General features: G+C 33.6%; 16 protein-coding genes. 6 read left to right on the top strand and 10 right to left on the bottom strand.

Features of this window, described 5'->3' with window-relative positions; translation table 11 throughout:
- Nucleotides 1-1,164, top strand: a complete 1,164-nt coding sequence (locus DPN68_RS01170; RefSeq protein ID WP_113987750.1) for an efflux RND transporter periplasmic adaptor subunit — start codon at nt 1-3, stop codon at nt 1,162-1,164.
- 21 nt (nt 1,165-1,185) lie between these two features.
- The gene (locus DPN68_RS01165) at nt 1,186-4,629 is read left to right on the top strand and encodes an efflux RND transporter permease subunit (protein WP_113987749.1); all 3,444 of its coding nucleotides are present in this window, start codon (nt 1,186-1,188) and stop codon (nt 4,627-4,629) included.
- A gap of 51 nt (nt 4,630-4,680) precedes the next feature.
- Here DPN68_RS01165 and DPN68_RS01160 read toward each other — a convergent pair whose 3' ends face one another.
- Together DPN68_RS01160 and DPN68_RS01155 are read right to left on the bottom strand one after the other, a co-directional pair.
- The gene (locus tag DPN68_RS01160) at nt 4,681-5,025 is read right to left on the bottom strand and encodes a toxin-antitoxin system YwqK family antitoxin (protein WP_113987748.1); all 345 of its coding nucleotides are present in this window, start codon (nt 5,023-5,025) and stop codon (nt 4,681-4,683) included.
- A gap of 157 nt (nt 5,026-5,182) precedes the next feature.
- Complete coding sequence (locus DPN68_RS01155) at nt 5,183-6,190, bottom strand: TlpA disulfide reductase family protein (protein WP_113987747.1); 1,008 nt, start codon at nt 6,188-6,190, stop codon at nt 5,183-5,185.
- An 88-nt stretch (nt 6,191-6,278) separates the two neighbouring features.
- Between DPN68_RS01155 and aspS the strand changes: the two genes are divergently transcribed.
- The 3 genes from aspS (at nt 6,279) to DPN68_RS01140 (ending at nt 8,557) form a co-directional block, all read left to right on the top strand.
- Nucleotides 6,279-8,024 carry an aspartate--tRNA ligase gene (aspS, locus tag DPN68_RS01150; RefSeq protein ID WP_113987746.1) on the top strand — a complete coding sequence of 582 codons (1,746 nt, stop codon included), beginning with the start codon at nt 6,279-6,281 and terminating at the stop codon, nt 8,022-8,024.
- A gap of 25 nt (nt 8,025-8,049) precedes the next feature.
- Nucleotides 8,050-8,283: a hypothetical protein gene (locus DPN68_RS01145; RefSeq protein WP_113987745.1), complete on the top strand. Its 234-nt coding sequence runs from the start codon at nt 8,050-8,052 to the stop codon at nt 8,281-8,283.
- A 73-nt stretch (nt 8,284-8,356) separates the two neighbouring features.
- Nucleotides 8,357-8,557: a cold-shock protein gene (locus DPN68_RS01140; RefSeq protein WP_113987744.1), complete on the top strand. Its 201-nt coding sequence runs from the start codon at nt 8,357-8,359 to the stop codon at nt 8,555-8,557.
- 81 nt (nt 8,558-8,638) lie between these two features.
- On the opposite strand, the gene DPN68_RS01135 is transcribed toward DPN68_RS01140, so the two are convergent.
- Entirely contained in the window at nt 8,639-10,453 is a 1,815-nt protein-coding gene (locus tag DPN68_RS01135; RefSeq protein ID WP_113987743.1) for a TonB-dependent receptor plug domain-containing protein, read from the bottom strand.
- A gap of 60 nt (nt 10,454-10,513) precedes the next feature.
- On the opposite strand from DPN68_RS01135, the gene DPN68_RS01130 reads away from it, so the two are divergent.
- Entirely contained in the window at nt 10,514-12,007 is a 1,494-nt protein-coding gene (locus tag DPN68_RS01130; protein WP_113987742.1) for an aminotransferase-like domain-containing protein, read from the top strand.
- Here the strand turns inward: DPN68_RS01130 and DPN68_RS01125 are convergent.
- From DPN68_RS01125 to DPN68_RS01095, 7 genes are all read right to left on the bottom strand, one after another.
- Nucleotides 12,004-12,528, bottom strand: a complete 525-nt coding sequence (locus DPN68_RS01125; protein WP_113987741.1) for a hypothetical protein — start codon at nt 12,526-12,528, stop codon at nt 12,004-12,006. The genes DPN68_RS01130 and DPN68_RS01125 overlap by 4 nt on opposite strands.
- 43 nt (nt 12,529-12,571) lie before the next feature.
- Nucleotides 12,572-17,272, bottom strand: a complete 4,701-nt coding sequence (locus tag DPN68_RS01120) for a VPS10 domain-containing protein (RefSeq protein ID WP_113987740.1) — start codon at nt 17,270-17,272, stop codon at nt 12,572-12,574.
- A gap of 179 nt (nt 17,273-17,451) precedes the next feature.
- Nucleotides 17,452-17,733 carry a F0F1 ATP synthase subunit epsilon gene (locus tag DPN68_RS01115; protein ID WP_113987739.1) on the bottom strand — a complete coding sequence of 94 codons (282 nt, stop codon included), beginning with the start codon at nt 17,731-17,733 and terminating at the stop codon, nt 17,452-17,454.
- Between the two features lie 72 nt (nt 17,734-17,805).
- Nucleotides 17,806-19,317: a F0F1 ATP synthase subunit beta gene (gene atpD, locus DPN68_RS01110; RefSeq protein ID WP_113987738.1), complete on the bottom strand. Its 1,512-nt coding sequence runs from the start codon at nt 19,315-19,317 to the stop codon at nt 17,806-17,808.
- A gap of 151 nt (nt 19,318-19,468) precedes the next feature.
- Complete coding sequence (gene glmS, locus DPN68_RS01105; RefSeq protein WP_113987737.1) at nt 19,469-21,316, bottom strand: glutamine--fructose-6-phosphate transaminase (isomerizing); 1,848 nt, start codon at nt 21,314-21,316, stop codon at nt 19,469-19,471.
- A gap of 6 nt (nt 21,317-21,322) precedes the next feature.
- Nucleotides 21,323-22,981: a DUF4270 domain-containing protein gene (locus DPN68_RS01100; protein ID WP_113987736.1), complete on the bottom strand. Its 1,659-nt coding sequence runs from the start codon at nt 22,979-22,981 to the stop codon at nt 21,323-21,325.
- A 6-nt stretch (nt 22,982-22,987) separates the two neighbouring features.
- Nucleotides 22,988-23,794 (bottom strand): glycogen/starch synthase, encoded by an 807-nt coding sequence (locus DPN68_RS01095; protein WP_113987735.1) that lies wholly within the window; start codon nt 23,792-23,794, stop codon nt 22,988-22,990.
- Nucleotides 23,795-23,802 lie beyond the last annotated feature (8 nt).

Here is a 23,802-nt window from a genome sequence, read left to right as displayed (position 1 = left end):
ATGAAAAAAATATTCGCAATGCTACTTATAACAGGATTTTTAATTTCTTGTGGTGGTGATAAAAAAACAGCTTCAATTGAAAAAGCTATTGCTGCAAAAGACATCAATAAATTGAAAGAAGCTAGAATTGCTATTCAAAAAGAATACGACGTCATTGGAGCACAATTAGCACAAATTGACGCGGCCTTATCAGAATTAGATACAGTAAAAAGAGTAGCATTGGTTACCACAACTACTATAAAAGATACGGTATTCACTCATTATATCGACATTCAAGGAAATGTTGAAACTAAAGAAAATGTGATTATTTACCCAGAGTTTTCAGGAACATTGACACAAGTTTTAGTCACTTCTGGACAAAAAGTAACCAAAGGCCAATTATTAACTAGAATTGACGATGGTGGTTTAAGTAACCAATTAGCGCAAATGGAAACCCAAGCCGCTTTAGCTAAAACTACTTTCGAAAGACAACAAAACCTTTGGAATCAAAAAATCGGTTCAGAAATTCAGTATTTACAAGCTAAAACGAATTATGAAGCGCAATTAAAAGCGGTTGCTCAAATGAAAGCGCAACTAGCAAAAACAATTGTTAGAGCGCCATTTAGCGGCGTTATTGATGAAGTAATTACAGAAAAAGGTCAAGTAGTAGCACCAGGTCAACCGTTAATGCGAATTGTGAATTTATCCAATATGTATGTTGCGGCAAACATTCCTGAGAATTTCATTGGAAAAATTAAAAATGGTGCTTCAGTAGAAGTTTTCATCAAATCTATTGGAAAAACGGTAACAGGAAAAGTACGTCAAGTGGGGAACTATATCAATCCAAACAACAGAAACTTCAGTATCGAAATTGCAGTTCCAAATCAGGATAATTTATTACGTCCAAATCAAGTGGCCGTTCTTAAAATTGCAGATTATACCAAAGCGAATGCTGTTTTAATTCCAGAAAGCATTGTAACTGAAAATGCTTCGGGTGAAAAAATTGTGTACACTATCAACAGTCAGTCGAAAAAAGCAGTTGCAGTGAAAAAAGCAATAAAAACAGGCTTAACTTCTGGTGCTAATATTGAAGTGTTAGAAGGATTAGCCAATGGCGATGTCGTAATTATTGAAGGAGCAAGAAGCGTTCAAGATGGCGATGCCGTTGAAGTAGTAAAAAAATAAGCAACCTAAGGAAACAAAAATATGAGCAATAAAATCATTAAGAATTTCGGTATATCCACATGGGCCATCAACAACAAAATGACGGTTTATGTAATTACTGCCATTATTTTATTGGGCGGATTACTATCCTATTATTCCATGCCAAGAGAAGCTTTCCCGGAAATTATTGAAACCAAAATTTATGTAAGTTCAATTAATCCAGGAAATGCGGCTGAAGATGTTGAAAAATTAATTACCAAACCTCTAGAAGAGGAATTCAATAATATTTCTGGAGTAACCAAAATTACTTCCAATACGCTACAAGATTACTCGATGATTTTGGTAGAATTTGACGAAGATGTTACCGTTGATGCAGCCAAACAAAAAGTAAAAGATAAAGTTGATTTGGTAAAATCAGAAACCAATTGGCCTACGCTTCCTGGTGGAGCAAAAGTAGAACCCAACGTATTCGACTTAAACATTGCTGAAGAACAGCCGATTTTAAACATCAATCTTTCTGGCGATATGCCATTGGAAAAATTGAAAGAATACGCTGAATATCTAGAAGATAAAATTGAGCGTTTGCCACAAATTAAAGAAGCTGCCATTCGTGGAGCGCAAGAAAAAGAAGTAGAAATTGCTGTTGATATTTACAAAATGACGGCAGCTCAAGTAAGTTTCGATAATATCATTGCAGCGGTTTCTTCTGAAAACACTACGATTTCAGGCGGAAATGTAGTTAATAGTGGTATTAAAAAGAATATTCGCGTTGTTGGAGAAATTGAAGACCCATCAGAATTAGAAAATGTGGTGGTAAAAAAAGAAAATGGTGTTGTTTATTTAAAAGACATTGCTGAAATTAAATTTCAACCCAAAGAAGCTACCACTTTTGCTAGAGAATATGGCAATACAGTTGTAATGCTAGACATCAAAAAGCGAAGTGGAAAAAACATGATTGAAGCTACCGAAAGCATCAAAGCAATCGTCAAAGAAGCACAAGATAATTATTTCCCTTCTAGCTTAAATATTTCGATGGCTAACGATCAATCCTCTAGAACTATTAATCAAGTAGATGATTTGGTAAATAATATCATTTTTGGAGTTTTATTGGTAATTGGTGTATTGATGTTTTTCTTAGGTTTTAGAAGTGCATTATTCGTTGGTTTAGCTATTCCAATGTCGATGTTTATGTCGTACATTATTTTGTCTTCGTTTGGAGTAACTTTGAATACTATGGTGCTTTTTGCCTTAGTAATGGGATTAGGAATGCTGGTAGACAACGGAATTGTAGTGGTAGAAAACGTACAATCGCTAATGGCGCAGGGCTTATCTAGAAAACAAGCCGCAATTGAAGGAATTGGAGAAATTGCTTGGCCAATTATTGCTTCTACAGCAACTACTTTAGCTGCATTTTTCCCACTAGGATTATGGCCTGGAACCATGGGTAAATTTATGATTTATTTCCCAATGACACTTTCTGTAGTGTTGTTTTCCTCTTTATTTGTAGCCTTAATCATCAATGCCATGATTACTTCCCAATTCATGCAATTGGAAGAAAAAGAAATGTCGAGAAAAACAGTAATACGATTAAGTAGTATTTTGGGTGGAATCGGACTTTTCTTTATCATCGTTGGTTTTGTTGTAAAAGCTGGCGGATTGCGTGGCATTGGTAACTTAATGGTTTTCTTTGCTATTATGTTATGGGTGTATAAATATTTCCTTTCCAAAGCGCAGAAATATTTCATGGAAGTTGTATTAGTGAAATTAGAAAACAAATACAAACAGTTTCTAACTTTTGCTTTATCTGGTAAAAAACCAATACTATTCTTAGTGGGGACTTTTGGTTTATTAATTTTTTCCATTGTATTGGTAGGAATTGCCCAACCCAAAGTATTATTCTTTCCAGAAAATCAACCGAATCAGATTATCACTTACATTGAATTTCCAGAAGGAACCGATATTGAAAAAACCAATGCATTCACTAAAGAAATTGAGAAAAAAGTGTATGCTGCTGCTAAAAAATATAGTGATGGTGATTTCAATTATATGGTAGAATCAGCAGTGGCTCAAGTGGGTGAAGGCGCTGGCAATCCACAAACAGATGGTGGTTCACAAAACGAAATGCCGCACAGAGGAAAAATCACACTTTCCATGCGTGAATTCAAATTTAGACGCGATGTTAAAAGTAGCCAATTGATGAATGAAATTCGTGAAGTGGTAAAAGGCTACCCTGGTGTTTCTATTATTGTAGAAAAAGACCAAAACGGTCCACCATCGGGTTATCCTATTAACATTGAAATTTCAGGTGAAAACTACAATAACATGCTGGTAGAAGCTGAAAAAATCAAGGATTTCATCAACAGTAAAAACATTGGTGGAATTGAAGAATTAAAATTAGACGTAAACAAATCAAAACCGGGAGTTGAAGTAAAAGTAGACAGAAAAGTGGCTGGTGAATTGGGTGTTTCAACTGCTCAAGTGGGACAAACTCTGCGTCGTTCTATTTATGGTGAAAAAGTCTCTACCTATAAAGATGGTAAAGGTGACGATTTTGAAATTAACGTACGTTTTAACGAAGAACAAAAAAACGATAACAATGCTATTTTCAATCAGCCTGTAACCTTTAGAGATCAAGCAACTGGTCGTTTGCAACAAGTTCCTATTTCTGCTTTGGTAGAGCGAAACAACACTTCTTCATTTAACACCATTAAAAGGAAAAATTTAAAACGAATAATTACTGTTTATTCTAATGTTTTAGACGGCTATAATGGCAACGAAATAGTAACGAGTTTGAAAAAAGAAATGGCAACGTATAAAATGCCAAAAAACACAACTTTTTCATTTACAGGCGAACAGGAAGAACAAGAGAAAAACTCTTCTTTCTTATTCAATGCTTTGTTAATTGCAATGGGAGGAATCATTTTAATTATGGTGGCGCAGTTCAACTCCATTTCAAAACCTGTAATTATTATGTTTACGGTATTGCTAAGTTTTATTGGTGTTTTCCTTGGGTTAGTAATTTTTAGAAATGATTTTGTGATTATTATGACGATGATGGGAATTATCTCATTAGCTGGAATTGTAGTAAACAACGGAATTGTACTGATAGATTATACTCAACTACTCATTGATAGAAAGAAACATGAGTTAGGTTTAGTAGAAACCGCCAGATTAACAAAAGAACAATATTTTGAAGTTATTGTTGAAGGTGGTCGTTCAAGGTTAAGACCCGTATTGTTAACTGCAATTACAACAGTTTTGGGATTAATTCCATTGGCCATTGGATTAAACATTGATTTCTTCGGATTATTTATTGATTACAACCCTAATGTTTATATTGGTGGGGACAATGTAATTTTCTGGGGACCATTAGCGAAAACAGTAATCTATGGATTAATTTTTGCCACATTCTTAACATTGGTAATAGTTCCAATTATGTTTTATCTACTCCATTTACTGAAATTGAGATTTAGCAAAACAACATAATAAAAAATGCCCCGAAAAATTCGGGGCATTTTTTTATAAACTAATTCAACTTTAGTTTTTAACTAGAGTTTCTTGAGACCATCTTTTAACTTCTGCAATTCGGTTGTCGTTAAAATCCACTTCATTTAAAGTGTTTTCACTCCAAAAAAACCATTTGCCAACTTTTGTTCCATTGCTGTATTCTCCCAAAGATTGTTTGGTGCCATCTTCATTATAAGCAACCCACTTTCCGTGAAGTTTACCATCTAAGTACATTCCTTGTTGTTTAATTACTCCATTATCATGGAAATAGGTAGCTTTCACCATTTGGTCAACTACTTCAAATTTTGGTGCTATTTCTTGTGCAAAAGAGAAACCCGAAACCAATAAAACCGCTACTATCATTACTTTTTTCATACTTCTTATTATTAATAGGTTAACATTATAGTAACAAATATAACAAATTTTTTACATTAAAAAAACAATTACTTAACAATTTGGTAACATTGGGTAAAAATTTAACATTGAAAAAGCCAATGCTTTCACATTGGCTTTCAGTTATTTGTAGTTCTAATTATTTCAAAAGTCCGTCTAGCAACTCTATCAACAAGGCTGAAGACGGTCTTGCTGCATCAGCTTTAATCACTTTTCCATCTGGTCCAATTAACAAAAATCTTGGAATGGCATTAATCCCGAATTCTTTAACAAAATCAGAATTCCAGTTTTTATCTGCATACAATTGAACGCCACCTAATTGTTTATCAGTTACCATTTTTTTCCATTTTTCGTAGTCTTTTTCTACATCCACAGAAATGCTAACAAATTCAATATTTTTTCCATGGTATTTCTCTTCCACTTTTTTCAAATGTGGAATTTCTGCAATACAAGGTCCACACCAAGTTGCCCAAACATCAATATATACGTATTTCCCTCTTAAATCTTCCAGTTTTGTTTTTCCTCCTTTGTGATTTTCGTAATCGAAAGAAGGTGAAACAATACCTTCCATCTTTTTAGCAGCAGCTTTTTGTTGGTAATACTGAATTAAAAACATTTCTTCTTGCTCAAAAGAAGGTTTCAACATGCCAACTAATTTTTCATCAAGACCTTTGCCGTCAATCATAGCAATGTCATTGGCTTTTTTCTTGGCTAAAGCAGCTTTGTAAACACTTTCTTCAGCATCAAACAATGCTTCTAATTCCATTTCGAACTTTTCATCAAAAAGTGCTTTCTTCGCTAAATAATTATTCTCTTTTTCACCAATTCCTTTATAAACAATTGATTCGTCAAAATCTTTAGTATCTAAGGTCATGGTCAAATTATACCCGTTTTTTAAGAACATAGTTGTTCCTTCTTTTCCATCATTCAAACGGAACATACCACCATCTTTAGTTCCTTCAAATGAAGTTTGAAATTCTCCTTTATTATTAATGGGAACTACTTGTTTGAAAGCTCTTCCAGAAGAAATAGTAATGGTATCCGAATTGCGATTGGCAATCTTAACAGTAAGCGAAACCGAATTTGCAGCGTTTTGTGCAAAACCAGAAACTACCGCAAACAAAAATAGTACTAACGTTTTTTTCATATTAATTGTGTAAATGTTGATTCAAATCTATTAAATTTAAACGAATAAAATTAATATTTGTTACTACATTTGCAAAAAATTTCAAGAAATGTACAGAAGTCATAACTGTGGCGAATTAAACGCTTCACATATTAATACAGAAGTTACCCTTGCAGGTTGGGTTCAAAAATCGAGAGATAAAGGATTTATGATTTGGGTCGATTTACGTGATCGATACGGAATTACGCAATTGATTTTCGACGAACAAAGAACTGACAAAACTGTTTTTGAAAAAGCAAAATCGCTAGGAAGAGAATTTGTAATTCAAGTGAAAGGAACTGTTATTGAGCGTGAATCGAAAAACGCGAACATGGCTACAGGTGACGTTGAAATTTTAGTTACTGAATTAACGATTTTAAACGAAGCGCAATTGCCTCCATTTACTATCGAAGACGAAACTGATGGTGGTGAAGATATTCGAATGAAATACCGTTACTTAGATATCAGAAGAAATCCGGTTAAAAATAATTTATTGTTTCGTCATAAAGTATCAATGGAAGTTAGAAAATATCTTTCTGATCAAGGATTTTGTGATGTGGAAACACCATATTTGATAAAATCTACTCCTGAAGGTGCGCGTGATTTCGTAGTACCAAGTAGAATGAATGAAGGACAGTTCTATGCACTTCCACAATCACCACAAACTTTCAAACAATTGTTGATGGTAGGTGGAATGGATAAATATTTCCAAATTGTGAAATGTTTCCGTGATGAAGATTTACGTGCAGACCGTCAACCTGAATTTACACAAATTGATTGCGAAATGGCATTCGTGGAACAAGAAGACATTTTAAATATGTTTGAAGGTTTAACACGTCATTTACTAAAAGAAATCAAAGGAATTGAAGTGGAAAAATTCCCGAGAATTACTTACGATTACGCCATGAAAACTTACGGTAACGACAAACCAGATATTCGTTTTGAAATGAAGTTTGGTGAGTTAAACGCTGTAGCTCAACATAAAGATTTCCCAGTATTTAATTCAGCAGAGTTAGTAGTTGGAATCGCTGCTCCGGGTTGCGCTAATTATACAAGAAAAGAAATTGATGCTTTAATTGATTGGGTAAAACGCCCTCAAATCGGAGCTTCAGGAATGGTATATGTAAAATGCGAAGAAGACGGTTCGTTCAAATCATCTGTAGATAAATTCTACGATCAAGAAGATTTGAAAAAATGGGCTGAAATTACCAATGCAAAACCAGGCGACTTGATTTTAGTATTATCAGGAAATGCAGATAAAACAAGAACGCAATTATCCGCTTTAAGAATGGAAGTAGCGACTCGTTTAGGGTTGAGAAAATCAGACGAATTTGCTCCATTATGGGTTGTAGATTTTCCTTTATTGGAATGGGATGAAGAAAGCGGAAGATATCACGCCATGCACCATCCATTTACTTCGCCAAAACCAGAAGACATGGCATTAATTGAAACCGAACCAGGAAAAGTTCGTGCCAACGCTTATGATATGGTATTAAACGGAAATGAAATTGGCGGTGGTTCTATTCGTATTCACGATAGAGACTTACAATCGAGAATGTTTGATTTGTTAGGATTTAGCAAAGAAGAAGCACAAGCGCAATTTGGTTTCTTAATGAGTGCTTTTGAATTTGGAGCACCACCACACGGCGGATTGGCTTTTGGTTTGGATAGATTAGTTGCAATTTTAGGCGGACAAGAAACGATTCGTGATTTTATCGCGTTTCCAAAAAACAATTCAGGAAGAGATGTTATGATTGATGCACCAGCAACAATTGATAACAAACAATTGGAAGAATTGCATATTCGTTTGAAGTAGAGCAACCTTGTAAAAAAAATCAACCATGAGATACATTATAAGAATTCTACTAGCGGCAATAATCGGATTTATTGGTTATGGTTATTATTTAAAAAACACTACTATAAACGAAGGTGATAAATGGATTGGCATTGGTGTTTTGTTAATTGCTTTTGTATTGATGCCTCTGTTTATTTATAATCGTTATAAAAACAAAAATGTGAAAGATTATTTGATGTCAAACTTCACCGAAGACAAGGAAAAGACTGAAAATCAATAATTTTTGCAAAAAAAATTGTATTTGTTGTAAAAAAGTATATCTTTGAGAATTATTAATTATTTTTTTATTACAAATGCAAACAGGCACAGTTAAATTCTTCAATGAAGAAAAAGGTTACGGTTTTATCACAAATGATGCAACTGGTCAAGACATCTTCGTTCACGCTTCAGGCATGAACATTGAATCTTTAACCCAAGGGGATAAAGTTACTTACGAAGAAGAAGAAGGAAGAAAAGGTAAAGTAGCAGCTCAAGTAGCTGTTATCGAAGACTAATATATATTAATTTTTGATTACCTAGAAACAAAAAGTCCCGATAAATCGGGACTTTTTTTGCTTAACAACTTCAAATCAGTATTATTGGAAATAAAACTTCAATCCAAATAATACATTTCCTTTTGGCATAGGTACGAAAGTATTTTCGAAATAAGCCGTATTAAATATGTTTTGAGCTAAAATGCTGGCTTCAGCATTCTTCCAACGATATGTGGTATTTAAATCATAAACATTGTAGGAAACTCCCGAAGTTCGCTCAACATAACGATAGGAGATATTCTGATTAAAACCTTTAAACAATTGCACATTGTAACCAAAAACTACTTGATGACGCATCGAATTAATTCCGTTTTTTGAAGTTAAATTGGTGTCAATATTATCATCAATATAGGTGTAACCATATTGTAATTGGTGTTGAATTGAATTAGTAGCAAAACTATATTTCAAAGAAGATTCAAAACCTTTCGTTTGTACATCAATATTCACTGGCTCCCACAAATCAGCTGGTGTTGCTCTTCGGTAATCAATGAAGTTTTCTGTATTTCTGTTAAAAAATGCTACTGTAAAATCAACTGCATTGGCATGATATTTTACTCCTAATTCTTGCGCAAACGCTCGTTCTGCTTGTAAATCTGGATTTCCTAAAGTTGATGGATCACTATAATTTAAGTCGGTATACGTTGGTACGCGATACGTATATCCAACATTAGAATACATACGCAAACGTTCAGAAAGTTTCACTCCAACATCAATTCCAGGAAAGGCTTTATTATCAAAATCAGAGAAATACGAAACCGCAACTCCTGGCGTAACGTCTAAAACGTTATTAAAGAACGTAAAACGATGTTCTAAAAACAAAGTAGCAATTTCACGTTCCGCATCACCTAAGTTGTTACTTTGAATCATATACTTCGAAAATTCTACTCCAAAACCAGTTGTTCCTAATTTCGATTCGTAAGAACCGTTTAATTCAGCTGCAATTTTATTAGTAATATGTAAATTGCGATAAATGGAAGGATTTGCTCTTATAAAAATATATTCATCTTGATTTCTTCTCCAATACACTCTTGGTTTCCATGTGAAATTTCCTTTTTTAATTTCAGTTGAAAGACCAATTAAACTCGCTTGTGTAACTTCATAAGGAACAGCTGCTGGACTAGTAACACCATAAAAATTTTGCGCACCAAATTTTCTTTCCGAAAATGCAGAAATTAAGTTAATTGGTAATTTCGCTTTATTAAACTGACTTCTCAATACATAATTGGTATTATCAAAATCCGTGTTCTTTCTATATCCTTCGGAAGATTGTTTTGAAAAATGTACCAAATGATTGCTATCTTCTAAATTAACCGCTCCAGTAACTTCAGCAATAAATTGACCAAAAGAACCTCCTTGTACTTTAGCAATTAAGGAGCTTTCCAAGTTGTCATTGGTAACAATATTAATAGCTCCAGTAAAAGCATTTTGTCCAAAAACTCTAGCTGCTGGCCCTTTTATAATTTCAATTCGTTTGATGACTTCAATTGGTAAGGCTAAATTCATAGTGTGATGCCCTGTTTGCGGATCATCCACTTTAATTCCATCAATCAACAATAACGTTTGATCAAATCCACCACCTCTAATATATAAATCGGCTTGCATTCCGTTTAAACCTTGTCTTCTTACATCGATTCCGGCTACAAGCTGCAAGGCATCTGCAACATTGGTTACTCCTAGTTTTTTAATATCATCGGCAGTAACAATTTGAATGGTTCTTGAATTTTCTTGAAAGGGTAAGTCAATTCTTGAAGAACTTACTAAAACTTCTTTTAACGGGTTGACCTTCTGAATAGTGTCTTGCGCTTGAATAAAGGCTGTTGCAAACAAAGAAGCACAAACTAATACTTTTATTTTCATTTTGATTATTTTAAAACGGTGCAAAAGTCGTAACTTTCCGGACTATAAAAGTAGTCCAGTTTGAAAACAACAGATAGTCCGGTTATTGAATTGCTGAAAAGTGAAATTCGTATTGAAAAATCAAGCACGAATGCTGTTTACGTTCAAATAGCGCAACAAATTATCCAACTCATTCAAAAGGGATATCTATCTGTTGGAAGTTTATTGCCTGGAACACGAATTTTAGCCGTTACCATTGGCATACACAGAAAAACAGCTGTTGCCGTTTACGAAGAACTAGCAGCCCAAGGTTGGGTAAATAGTATTCCAAACAAAGGAACTTATATAGTTACGCCAGAAAATATAACCAAAATAAAAGCTATTCATCAACAAAATAAAAATCAAATTGCTTCAAAAAACACTGGGTTCCCTTTTGAGGCTTCGTTCAATCTAGCACCCATTGAAACACTTTTTGAAACGGAATTTATAGCCAATGACGGCCATCCTGATGTTCGTTTACATCCTGTTACTCAGTTTTCAAAATGGTATGGCGCAGCTATGAAACGAAAATCATTAGTAAGTAAATGGCAACAGTCAGGAACTGCTCCAACACAATTTGAAAACCAACTTTGTAATTTTTTGAATGCTAGTAGAGGTTTTGCTATTCAACCCAAAAACAGTTTGAGCACGCGAAGTTCCGAGATGAGTTTGTATCTTATTGCCCAACTTTTGATTCGTCCAAAAGATGTAGTTTTGGTTGGTAATTTAGGAAATTATGCGGCGAATATGGTATTCCAACAAGCGGGAGCGACTATTAAAACGCTTCCAGTGGATGCTTACGGATTACAGGTGAATGCTATTGAAGAACTGGCGAAAAAAAACACGATTCGTTGCGTGTATTTAAATTCCAATAGGCATTATCCTACGACCAATACATTAAGTGCTGAACGAAGATTGCAACTACTGGCATTAGCTAAAAAATTACGATTTGCGATAATCGAAGATGATTTTGATTACGATTTTCAATTTGACGGATCGCCTATTTTGCCCATGGCGAGTTCAGATACCGATGGTTTGATTATCTATTTGGGAAAATTAGGGCAATCGCTATTTCCTAGTTTTCAGATTGGCTTTATGATTGCGCCAGAAAACTTCATTTTGGAAGCTAAAAATTACTTGCAAATGTTAGACAGCAAAGGTGATTTGATACAAGAACAAGTGTTGGCAGAACTGATTCATGAAGGCGAAATTCATCGATTATTAAAGAAGAACACATTAGTTTACAAAAAACGAAGAGATACTATGTGTTTGGCTTTAGAAAATCATTTTGGTGATACAATTGCATTTGAAAAACCAAGTGGCGGCTTAGCACTTTGGATTCGATTTAAAACCCAAATATCCTTGGTGCAATTAGCTGAAAAAACAAAAAAAATGGGCTTATTTTTACCCAAAACCCTTTTGTACCAAGACAAAAACAGTTGCGCTATTCGCTTGGGATTCGGCCATTGGAACGAAGAAGAAATTGAAATGGTAGTTGAGAAATTGAGACTTGGGTATTTGGAATTTTTTAGTTAGTCTTCTATTTCAATCCATTCAAAATTCCCCTTTTTAGTAGCGTTTAATAAATCTATTTTTAATCGCTTTGAAAGTTGTTTACCTAATACTAATGCTTCGCCAAACTTTTCAAAGACATACATTTTGTAATGCTTATTTTTCTCATACCAAAGATTAACTTCAAACTCGTCTTTGGCATTTTTGAAAATAGAAATGTAATTTAATTCAGGGATTTTAGATTCTATTCTTTTACTGAATACGCCTACTGAATAAATGGAAATCAACTTTTCACTTGAAGGATTTATTATTATAGATTTAGTTAAGGTAAAAGTCAATCCCATAACTAGTAAAAAACCACTTGACACCAGTAAATTTATAGTTAAGAGTAAAAACAAATCAAAATTTTGATATTCAAACCATAAATAAATTGCTTCAAGGACTAAATAAATAAAAATTGCAAAAAAAACAGAACCTAAGACAATTTCTAAAAAATGTCTTTTCCCTTGATGAATAATAATCTCATCATTCTCTAAATCTTTCATTTTCCAAAAATAAAAAAGTCCTGCGAAATGCAGGACTTTTATACTAAAAAATAATTTTCTTGTTGACTATTGCTCCATTGGTCATCTTTATTTTAACCAACAAGGTTTGATTTGTTGGATTTAAACTTGAAATGAAAAATGTAATATTATTAATTGTTTGTTTTTGATAAAGACTTCTGCCTAAAACATCAAAAATTGAAATTTCACTTATTGTTTCTGAAGATTTTACATGAATTGTATTATTTGAAATATAAACAATTGCATTATTATCAACTATAAATGTATCCGAACTTAATGTTCCATTTTGGTATACCAGTTCAAATCTATCTTGGAAATCTCCAATTTGCGAATGGAATGAATAAGCGGATTGTTTCAAATCATGAATAATATTAAACATTTTATCTTTCAAATAAACGTCTTGGTCTGTAAATAATCCATCCAAATTATCGATTGCAATGGTATAATTACCTTCACTTAAAGTCTTTAATCCAAGAGGAACAATATCTTCATTATTAAATGGTAAGCCCTTACCTTGAATTACATATGGATTATTATCAATAATATTATACAACATTGGTTTTGAGGCATCAATCACTTTCCCATCAATTGTGTGATCAATTCCTTGTGTTGCACCTTCCATATATCCAACTAAAATTTGATTATATGAAACGTTTGCATCGTTAAGATTCAACCAAACTCTGTGCTTCTCGGCTACGTTGTTTGTTGTGTTTCTAAAAAATTGAGTAGTCATTGCTGCATTTTCTCTTTGGTCGTTATTAAATACTGCATTTCCACTTGCCGTTGCCAAAACATAAAAACCTTGCCCTGTTTGGATAAAACCATTTGGAACTACTGCACTTCCGTAGGCTGCTGTTCCACCTAATTTAGTGTAAGATGCAAAATTATTTTGTGGATAAGTTCCTCCACTAGCTGGAGTAGTATTTGTCCAAAAATAAACTGTACCAATGTTTGTATTATAATCAAAAAACTTATCTGCATCCATTGGTGAAGGATATGGATTCCCTAACAAATTATACCCAAGTCCAACTGGTTGATTGATAATACCATTTTGCGGTACTCCATTGAATTGCCCATTATATGGAGCAGCAACTGAAGGCGACCAATCATTTGCTACACGAATCATATACCCTTTTCCAGCAATAAAATTTGTATTTGGATTAACAGATTGATAAGCTGTTGGTGTTGTTGTTCCTGTGTACAAGTATTGGTAGAATCTAGTAGTTACTGTATTTGGAGAGAAAGCTAATAATTGTTGGTTTGCAACTGGTGATGACCATGCTGTATAGTCTAATCTTATCATTGGTTGCGAAACTCTCTTAACTAAAACACTTCCTGAATTAGTAGCTAAATCATCTAATTGATGTAAAGCTGCGTTATTTTCAATTGTTAAATTTGATCCTGAAGCAACAGTAACTCCGCCATCAACAAATAATGTATGACCAGCATTAAAAACAACTTGAGCATTATTAGTAACTAAAACTGAACATGCGCTTAAACTTGATATTGAATTATAATTCCCTGTAAAAGTAACATTCGTGCTTACTGTTGGTGCTCCATTTGACCATGCCGTTCCGTTCCATGTTGTAGAAGTTCCACATTTTGGTACAAATTTAATATCGTCTATTGCTAAATCTGACATATCTCTAAATCCTGTAACGCCTCTTATTCTAATTTTTATGGTTTCACCTTCATAATCGTATAAATTTATGGATGCCACATTCCATTGATTCCCTTTATCTCCGTAAAATGCTGGGATAAAATTCTCTCTCCAAACTCCGTTTCTGAAGACATCTACGTGTAAGCTACCCATAGTATTACCAAACATATGATACGCAAATTCAAAAGCATATTTTTGATCTAGAAGAATACATTGACTCTCTAAAATTGCAACTCTTGCACCACAGCTTGTAGCTTCTAAATAAGCATATTTACCGGCAGTAGTTCCTGGGTTAAAATCTGTTGCTGGACCAGTGTTTGCTGTTGGTGTTCCATTAACATCAATTCTCCAATCAATTTCATCTTGAGTTCCATTTGTTAAATTTGTCCACAATCCTGTAATATTACAAGTTCCTGTACCACAGTTACTAGTAGTTCCACAAGTTGCTTGAGATTCAAAATTTTGATTAAAACTTGAAGCAACTATACCTCCATTAATTTGGATATTAACAACTTTCGATGTACTATTAGAACCAAAAGCATTTGAAACTAATAATTGAATTGTATAATTCCCTGAAGCAGTAAAGTTAACTTCTGGATTAGGCGAGTTTGCATTCGTTCCATTTGCATAACTAAAAGTACTTGGAGTAATTGTCCAAGTCCATGAAGTTGGTGAGAAATTAGAATTATCTGTAATTGGTATAATATTATCAATACAACCAACGGTGTTCTTCACATCGAAACAAGCTACTGGCGCCACATTTCCTGGATCTTTTAGATCAGAAACCCAAAGACCTTGTCCGTAAGTTGACGCATACAACTTACTATTACAATTAGTGGTATTGTAATGAATTTCTAATTCAGTAATTTCAACATTTGAAAGTGCATTAGAGTAACTTACCCAACCCGCTTGATTATTGTCTCTATAGTAAACTCCTACATCCATTCCCACGTACATTGCATTAACAGCGCTAGTTCTATCAATTACTATTGTATTTAGAGAAATATTAGGTAATGATGTTGAAAAATCAGTCCAACTTGTTCCACCATTTGTTGATCTATAAATTTTATTGCCTATTGCGATATATAAAATATCTGGATTGGTTGGATCAATTTCAATGTCTTTAACAATCCCTGATGCTGGTAAGGAACTAGTTAAATCTGTCCATGTTGGACTTGCTCCAAGAACATTTGTTGATTTATAAAATCTACTTGTAGCGTTTCTTGAAACATACATTACATTGCTATTTGAAGGAGCAATTGCCAAATCAACCATGTCTTGTGTACCTCCAAATGAAGATATTTGTGTCCAAGTGGTACCAACTCTAACATCTGTATTTCTCCAAATATTATCAAAACCTGCAAACATTGTATTTACATTGTTTGGATCTAATTTATATGGAGTAACCCATGCTCCTTGTTCAGGAATTGATCCCGCTATATTTCCTGAAAAAGTTACTCCTGCATTTGTAGATCTTCTAATATCCCCATAATATAATGCTCCATACATAAAATTATCATTGGTAGGATCAATTATACATTCCATTCCATCACCTCCAATTTCGGTTATAAAACTTGTACCTCTACTAACACCAGTTCCATTATCTTGGTACCCATTAATTACCAAATCATGCGTTTGTTGAGAAACCCCAATTTTATACACTTGAGCAATTGCTAAACCACTACTTACATCAACCCATTTAGCACCGCCATTTGCTGTGTAATATAATCCTCCATCATTTCCGTTGTATAATACATTGGTATGTGGAGAGAATTCCAAAGCATGTTGATCTGCGTGAACTGCTTCAATTCCACCTGAAGAACTTGTTGGAGCGACCCAATGTGATACACAAGTCATTGTAGTCCCACCATTTGTAGACTTCCACAAATTAACTCCTCCTGTATAAATAATATCAGCGTTAGTAGGATCGGCAACTAGTACCAAATCATACCAAGCTTGACTACCTGTTCCTGAACCATCAGTATTATATCCTAAAATATTGGGAGTTGTTGTTCTTGTTGAAAAGTTAGTTCCACTATCTGTAGATCTATAAATTCCTATTAAACCCGAAGAGCCACCTGCCAAAAGATAAACCCAATTTGGTTGGTTTGGAGAAACTGCAATTGCCATTCGTTGAGCAGTGGTAGGTAAAACACTAGCAATTTGAGTAAAAGTGGCACCTCCATCAATGGATTTATAAAATCTAGTACTTGATGCATAAATAGTATTTGAGTCTGTTGGATGAAAAGCAATATCTTTTGGATTTGTACCTAAAGATGCAGATTGAATCCAATTTGCACCTCCATCAATTGTTCTATAGATTCTTCCATTACTAGCTGCTGCAATTAATCTATTGGAATTCGTTGGATCCATCATAACTTCGTTCACAGTTATATTTCCCATTCCTGTATTTCTGGCGGTCCAAGTTTGTCCACCATCAGTACTTCTCCACACACCATATCCTGGTGCATCTCCTGCGTCTCTATCTCCTGTTCCTATATAAATAATATCTGGATTCGTGGGGTGAATCACAATACTTGAAACTCCTAAACGAATTAGTCCTGAAGACAATTCTCGCCAAGTCACACCATTATCTGTTGTTTTCCAAACACCTCCTGAGGGCGCACCTACAAAGATGATATTTGGGTCTATTGGATGAAATGCAATACAATTTAATCTCCCGTTTCCATTTAACTGCGTAGTACCATTGTATGGTAAAGCAGTTGGCCCTACCAATTGCCAATTGCCAGAACCAGTTGCGTATCTGTTAGCTGCATTTCTAGAAAGGTACTCTTGATATGCTTGTAATAAGCTTCCAGGCTTAGGAAAATCACCCTCTTGATCTACTCTTTGTGACCAATAGTATTCCCATCTTTTAAATTGCTTTATACCAATTCCTTTTGGAAATTGCTTTTGATCTTGAACATTTAGTTCATAATATTTATTAAAATCTTCAACAATATCATTAAAATTGTTTGACTGATCAAACATCATTGATTGCCAATTCTCCTGAGAAAATGAAAAAACTGAAAATAACAATAAGACTAAAAACTTGGCTACATTCATCTTTTATAGTTTTGAGGTTGGCCAAATGTAAATAATTATTAAAAAATAACATAAAATTTTATAAAGAAAATATATATTTAGATAAAAAACTGAAATTAAACAAAAAAGTCCTGCAAATTGCAGGACTTTTTATTGATAATTTTATTGTCTTAGTCAGCTAAAACGATAATTTTATTGTCTTAGTCAGCTAAAACGATAATTTTATTGTCTTTCATTTCTATTGTTCCCGAATTAATCGGTAACCAATAGGTTTGCTCATTCACTTTATTGAATTTAGAAACAAATTCTTTTTGAATTTTGATGTTCTGAGCATTTATTTTCACATTTCCCTTTGCTAATAACGACACGATAGGTGCGTGGTTATTTAACATTTGGAATTCACCATTAATCCCAGGAACAGCTACCGAAGTAACTTCTCCTTTAAATAATGTAGCTTCTGGTGATACTATTTCTAAAATCATTTCTTTTAGTTTTCAGTCTCAGTCTTCAGTCTCAGTTACTGCCAACTGCTACTGCTAACTGAACACTTGTTATTATGCCTCTGCTAACATTTTCTCTCCAGCTTTGATAGCATCTTCGATAGAACCTTTCAAGTTGAACGCTGCTTCTGGTAAGTGATCTAATTCACCGTCCATAATCATGTTAAATCCTTTGATGGTTTCTTTGATATCTACTAAAACCCCTGGAATTCCTGTAAACTGTTCTGCTACGTGGAAAGGTTGAGATAAGAAACGTTGCACACGACGTGCTCTTGATACTACTAATTTATCATCTTCTGATAATTCTTCCATGCCAAGGATAGCAATAATATCTTGTAATTCTTTGTAACGTTGTAAAATTTCTTTCACTCTTTGTGCGCAATTGTAGTGCTCTTTACCTAAAATTTCTGGTGTTAAGATACGAGAAGTAGAATCCAATGGATCTACTGCTGGGTAAATACCTAACTCAGCAATTTTACGAGACAATACAGTTGTAGCATCTAAGTGAGCAAAAGTTGTAGCTGGTGCAGGGTCAGTTAAGTCATCCGCAGGAACGTAAACCGCTTGTACCGATGTAATAGAACCTTTTTTAGTTGAAGTAATACGCTCTTGCATAGCTCCCATTTCAGTAGCTAATGTAGGTTGGTAACCTACCGCAGATGGCATACGACCTAATAAAGCCGATACTTCAGAACCTGCTTGTGTAAAACGGAAGATGTTGTCAACGAAGAAAAGAACATCTTTTCCTTGTCCGTCTCCAGCGCCATCACGGAAATACTCAGCAATTGTTAAACCAGATAAAGCTACACGAGCACGAGCTCCTGGTGGTTCATTCATCTGACCGAACACGAAAGTTGCTTTAGAATCTTTCATGATGTTTTTATCTACTTTAGATAAATCCCATCCTCCATTTTCCATAGAATGCATAAAATCATCACCATATTTGATAATTCCAGACTCTAACATCTCTCTTAAAAGGTCATTTCCTTCACGCGTTCTTTCACCTACTCCAGCGAAAACTGATAAACCTCCGTGACCTTTTGCAATATTATTAATCAACTCCTGAATCAATACGGTTTTACCTACTCCAGCACCACCGAAAAGACCAATTTTTCCTCCTTTTGCGTAAGGCTCAATTAAGTCGATTACTTTAATACCTGTAAACAAAACTTCTGTTGAAGTAGATAAATCTTCGAATTTTGGAGCTGGTCTGTGAATTGATAAACCATTTGATCCTGTTTTTGGTAAATCACCTAAACCGTCAATTGCATCACCAATTACATTAAATAAACGACCAAAAACTTCAGAACCAATTGGCATTTGAATAGGTGTTCCTAATGAAACTACTTCTTGACCTCTTGACAGACCATCAGTTGAATCCATAGAAATGGTTCTAACTGTGTCTTCTCCAATGTGAGATTGCACTTCTAATACTAATTTTGTTCCGTCTGCCTTAGTGATTTCTAATGAATCATAAATTTTCGGAAGTTCAGTATTTTCAGTGTTAAATACCACGTCAACAACTGGTCCGATAATTTTTGCAACTTTTCCTGTAACTTTAGACATTACTTATGTATTTATTTAATAGCTATTTAGTGTTGAAAAATAGATGTATTTTTTCGAGTGCAAAGATAGTTTTTTCTTGAACAATTTTGCAATTAAATTTTTGAATTTTTTGAAATAAAAAAGCGAAATAGTAAATTTCGCTTTTAAAATCTTATTCTACAGTAACCGATTTAGCCAAATTTCTTGGTTGATCCACATTACAACCACGTAGTACCGCTATATGGTAAGACAGTAATTGTAAAGGTATTGTAGTTAACAACGGAGTTAGCGCTTCAGTTGCTTCTGGTATTTCAATAACATGATCTGCCAATTCTTTTACTTGTGTATCCCCTTTAGTAACAACTGCAATAATTTTTCCGCTTCTAGATTTAATTTCTTGAATATTACTCACCACTTTATCATAATGCCCTTTGTTAGGCGCTATCACAATAACTGGCATGTGTTCGTCAATCAGAGCAATTGGTCCGTGTTTCATTTCTGCCGCTGGATATCCCTCAGCATGAATATATGAAATTTCTTTAAGCTTTAATGCTCCTTCCAAAGCTACGGGAAAGTTATATCCTCTTCCCAAATACAAACAATTTGTTGCATCTTTGTATATCTCCGCTATTTGCTTTGTAACATCATTTGTTAATAATGCTTCTTGTACTTTTTCTGGAATTAATTCTAATTCTAACAAATATCTTTGGTAATCAGAATTACTCATTGTTCCTTTTGCTTTAGCCAAACGAAGCGCTATGAGCGTTAGAATAGTAATTTGTGTAGTAAATGCTTTTGTTGATGCTACTCCAATTTCTGGCCCTGCATGTGTGTAAGCACCTGCATGAGTTTCTCTAGAAATAGATGAGCCAACTACGTTGCATACTCCAAACACAAATGCACCATTTTCCTTAGCTAATTTTATTGCAGCCAAAGTATCAGCAGTTTCTCCAGATTGTGAAATAGCAATTACCACATCATCTTTATTGATTATTGGATTTCTATATCTAAATTCGGATGCATATTCTACTTCAACTGGAATCCTTGAAAATTCTTCAATAATATATTCTGCTACCAAACCGGCATGCCATGAAGTTCCACACGCAACTATTAAAATTCGTTTTGCGTTTAAGAATTTTTCTAAATTATCGTCAACGCCAGACATCTTAATAATTCCATCATTAACTAAAAGTCTTCCTCTGTAAGTATCTTTTATTACGCTTGGCTGTTCGTAAATTTCCTTTAACATGAAATGGTCATAGCCACCTTTTTCAATTTGTTCCAAATTTAATTGGAGCTCTTGAATATAAGGATCAACTAATGAATCATCTTTTATTTTTCTTATTTTCAAAGGTTTATGCAATCGGACAATTGCCATTTCTTCATCTTCTAAATAAATAGCATTTGACGTATATTCAATAAACGGAGTTGCATCTGAGGCAATAAAAAATTCGTCTTCACCAATTCCTATTGCAAGTGGACTGCCTAAACGAGCAACTATTATTTCATCTGGATTTTCTTTGTCAAAAACCGCAATAGCATAAGCACCAACAACTTGATTTAAAGCTATCTGAACTGCTTTTCCTAGTTTGCAATTTTCTTTCTTTTTAACATCTTCAATTAGGTTAACCAATACTTCTGTATCGGTATCCGACTGAAAAATATAACCTCTTTTTATTAATTCCTTCTTTAATGGTTCATAATTTTCAATAATACCATTATGAATGATAACTAAATTTCCTGAATTTGAATAATGCGGATGAGAATTAACATCGTTTGGCACACCATGTGTAGCCCAACGCGTATGTCCTAAACCTATTTTCCCTACAAGTGTATTTTCTTTTTGAGCTTTAACCTCTAAATCCGAAACTTTTCCTTTGGTTTTTGATAATTTTAAATCGCATCCGTCGTACAAAACAATGCCTGCGCTATCATATCCTCTATATTCTAATCTGTGTAATCCTTTAATAATTACAGGATACGCATCTCTATGGCCTATATAACCTACAATTCCACACATACAATACTAGTTAGGTTTGGTGTAATAAATTTCTAGTTTCATTTTTTTCTCATCTGTGGTATTTGAACCAAACAATATTGTTCCTAATGGATTCATTACGTGAGAAACTGGCAATCTTGAAATCAATTGATCCGGACTACTTGAAGGCATAAAAACTGGAAGATTAAATGGATAACTTAGCGTTGAAAAATTTATATTATTTATATTTTCAGTAACAGCTATTCCTAATCTTATATTTTTCAGATCAACTTCATTTGTTCCGTTTATAATTTTATTTATATGATTTCTGATTTTAAATCTATACCTCACACCTTTCCCATCAGAATCAATTTCGATAATGCCTCCATGATTATTTTTATTTAATTTAGGATTAGCATTAGTTGAAATATCATCAATATAATCAATCAGTGGCCTTCTGTTATCTACATCATAAATAAAAATTCTTCTTGGCTCTTTTTGGTTTTGATTTTCAATATACAAAGTTAAAACCGCATCATTAATTAGCCAATTATTTAATCTTAGTTGATCTAATTCATCAGCAACTCCATTTCCATCAGTATCATTCTCTCCAAATAAATCAACAAATGCAACTGAACCATCTCCTCCTTTAATATATAGGTATTGATCTCCAGAACTAGGATTAGAACTTGTTAATGCAGTTTCATAATTTACGCTCCTAGTGAAATCAAAAAAATTAATTGTGTTACCTTTTAAATTTAATTTAAAACTATTTTTCTTGAGATCAGACGAGACATCCATTTTAGAGTGATATTGAATATCTATAAAACCTTTAGAAAAATCTAGTTGCGCCATCGCTCCAGTTTGTCCGGAATTTTGTTCAACCTGAAAATATAATCCTTTGAAAAACTCTTTAAAGTTGTTCTGATTAACTAAATCAGACGAGCTAGCTGATAAAATCTTATTGAAAAAGAAATCTTTATCTAAGTTTATCCACATTCCGGGCGCAAATCTTTCCTTAACAATTCTTTCTGCTTCAGGCACAATATTACCTTGATTATCAATATATTGCCCATTCCCATTAGTTTTATATATAATATGTTCTTGATTTGAAAAAACAAACTCTAAATTTTGAGCCAAATCAGATGAAGAATTTAATGGCAATCCGATTAAGTTGTTTTCAATTAAACTTTTTTCATTAGAAAAATATTTTTGAAACTCGCTAGGATCGTTTGCATCAAAATCTCTTATGTAATAACCACTTTCATAAATTTTCAAACTCATATTAGAATTTTGAAGACCATGAACAGAATCTAAAACAAAGGTATTTGCCTCATTACCTGAACCAACGGCTGTTAATTTACTAAAATAAGGAATGTATAAATAAACAGAATCATTAGTTTTTATTTCAATATCAATACCGAAACTTGGATTAGTATTCTCTAATTCCAATTGAGTTACAAAATTTGAAATGTTAGTGCCAAAATAAGAATCTTGATAGATTCCTAATGAATTTATTGGTAAATTATTAGACTGAACTGGACCAGTTGCTGCAGAGTAAGCTTTTAAATTTTGAACACTATACTTTTCAAACTCAAAATCACCATCTCCAATGATCTCTGAACCAATTGTATTGAAGTCTTTATCACAAGACAGCAATAATAAAATTGTACTTAAAACTACTATTTTCCCGAAAATTTTTCTCATAATCAATTAAATAACCTTTGTTCTTAAGAAATTTGTATACACTTCTTTTACTGTTTCTTTTGGCTCGAAAGGTAAAAAAGGTTTCCCTGAAGATTCTATATATTTTGTTAAAGTTGCAGTCAAATTATCAGACCCCATGATTATTGCATCTGAGTGATCAATAGTTAATTTCATCATGTTTTCGTATGTTGGAGACTCAACCACTTGTAAAATTGTTGCATCAATATTATCAAATTGCATCTTGTTTTTTAATTCCAAATCTATTGTGCCTTCAAAACCAGAATTATAAATGGATGTCACAATTTTAGTATCTGCAAAAATCCCTTCATTCTTATAATATTGCTTTAGATAAACAGGAAGTAAACTTGCCATCCAGCCGTGAACGTGTATTACATCTGGAACCCAATTTAATTTTTTCACTGTTTCTACTACTCCTTTTGCAAAAAAGATAGCTCTTTCATCGTTATCTGGATACAAAATTCCTTCTTCATCTGTAAAAGTTGCTTTTCTCTTGAAGTATTCATCATTGTCAATAAAATAAACCTGAATTCTTTCTTTTGGAATAGATGCCACTTTAATAATCAACGGCATATCCATGTCGTTTACTACCAAATTCATCCCCGACAAGCGAATAACTTCGTGTAATTGGTGTCTTCTCTCATTAATATTTCCATATCTTGGCATAAAAATACGAATTTGACCACCTAATTCGTTTATCATTTTTGGGAACTCATACGATTGTAGAGATACTTCATTTTCCGCTAAGTAAGGCACCACTTCAGATGATACATATAATATCCTCTTGTCTTCCATAATTCTTT

Source organism: Flavobacterium tibetense, from assembly GCF_003293845.1.
GTDB lineage: Bacteria > Bacteroidota > Bacteroidia > Flavobacteriales > Flavobacteriaceae > Flavobacterium > Flavobacterium tibetense.
The sequence above is the reverse complement of the archived record's forward strand: the minus strand, read 5'-3'. Positions and strand labels throughout refer to the sequence as shown.

What these genes read in the sequence shown, in the direction of transcription:
- DPN68_RS01115 (WP_113987739.1), bottom strand. Translation starts at nt 17,733, where the DNA reads ATGATTTTAGAAATAGTATCACCAGAAGCTACATTATTTAAAGGAGAA.
- DPN68_RS01125 (WP_113987741.1), bottom strand. Translation starts at nt 12,528, where the DNA reads ATGAAAGATTTAGAGAATGATGAGATTATTATTCATCAAGGGAAAAGA.
- DPN68_RS01145 (WP_113987745.1), top strand. Translation starts at nt 8,050, where the DNA reads ATGAGATACATTATAAGAATTCTACTAGCGGCAATAATCGGATTTATT.
- atpD (WP_113987738.1), bottom strand. Translation starts at nt 19,317, where the DNA reads ATGTCTAAAGTTACAGGAAAAGTTGCAAAAATTATCGGACCAGTTGTT.
- DPN68_RS01135 (WP_113987743.1), bottom strand. Translation starts at nt 10,453, where the DNA reads ATGAAAATAAAAGTATTAGTTTGTGCTTCTTTGTTTGCAACAGCCTTT.
- aspS (WP_113987746.1), top strand. Translation starts at nt 6,279, where the DNA reads ATGTACAGAAGTCATAACTGTGGCGAATTAAACGCTTCACATATTAAT.
- DPN68_RS01120 (WP_113987740.1), bottom strand. Translation starts at nt 17,272, where the DNA reads ATGAATGTAGCCAAGTTTTTAGTCTTATTGTTATTTTCAGTTTTTTCA.
- DPN68_RS01155 (WP_113987747.1), bottom strand. Translation starts at nt 6,190, where the DNA reads ATGAAAAAAACGTTAGTACTATTTTTGTTTGCGGTAGTTTCTGGTTTT.
- DPN68_RS01140 (WP_113987744.1), top strand. Translation starts at nt 8,357, where the DNA reads ATGCAAACAGGCACAGTTAAATTCTTCAATGAAGAAAAAGGTTACGGT.
- DPN68_RS01160 (WP_113987748.1), bottom strand. Translation starts at nt 5,025, where the DNA reads ATGAAAAAAGTAATGATAGTAGCGGTTTTATTGGTTTCGGGTTTCTCT.
- DPN68_RS01165 (WP_113987749.1), top strand. Translation starts at nt 1,186, where the DNA reads ATGAGCAATAAAATCATTAAGAATTTCGGTATATCCACATGGGCCATC.
- DPN68_RS01095 (WP_113987735.1), bottom strand. Translation starts at nt 23,794, where the DNA reads ATGGAAGACAAGAGGATATTATATGTATCATCTGAAGTGGTGCCTTAC.
- DPN68_RS01170 (WP_113987750.1), top strand. Translation starts at nt 1, where the DNA reads ATGAAAAAAATATTCGCAATGCTACTTATAACAGGATTTTTAATTTCT.
- DPN68_RS01100 (WP_113987736.1), bottom strand. Translation starts at nt 22,981, where the DNA reads ATGAGAAAAATTTTCGGGAAAATAGTAGTTTTAAGTACAATTTTATTA.
- glmS (WP_113987737.1), bottom strand. Translation starts at nt 21,316, where the DNA reads ATGTGTGGAATTGTAGGTTATATAGGCCATAGAGATGCGTATCCTGTA.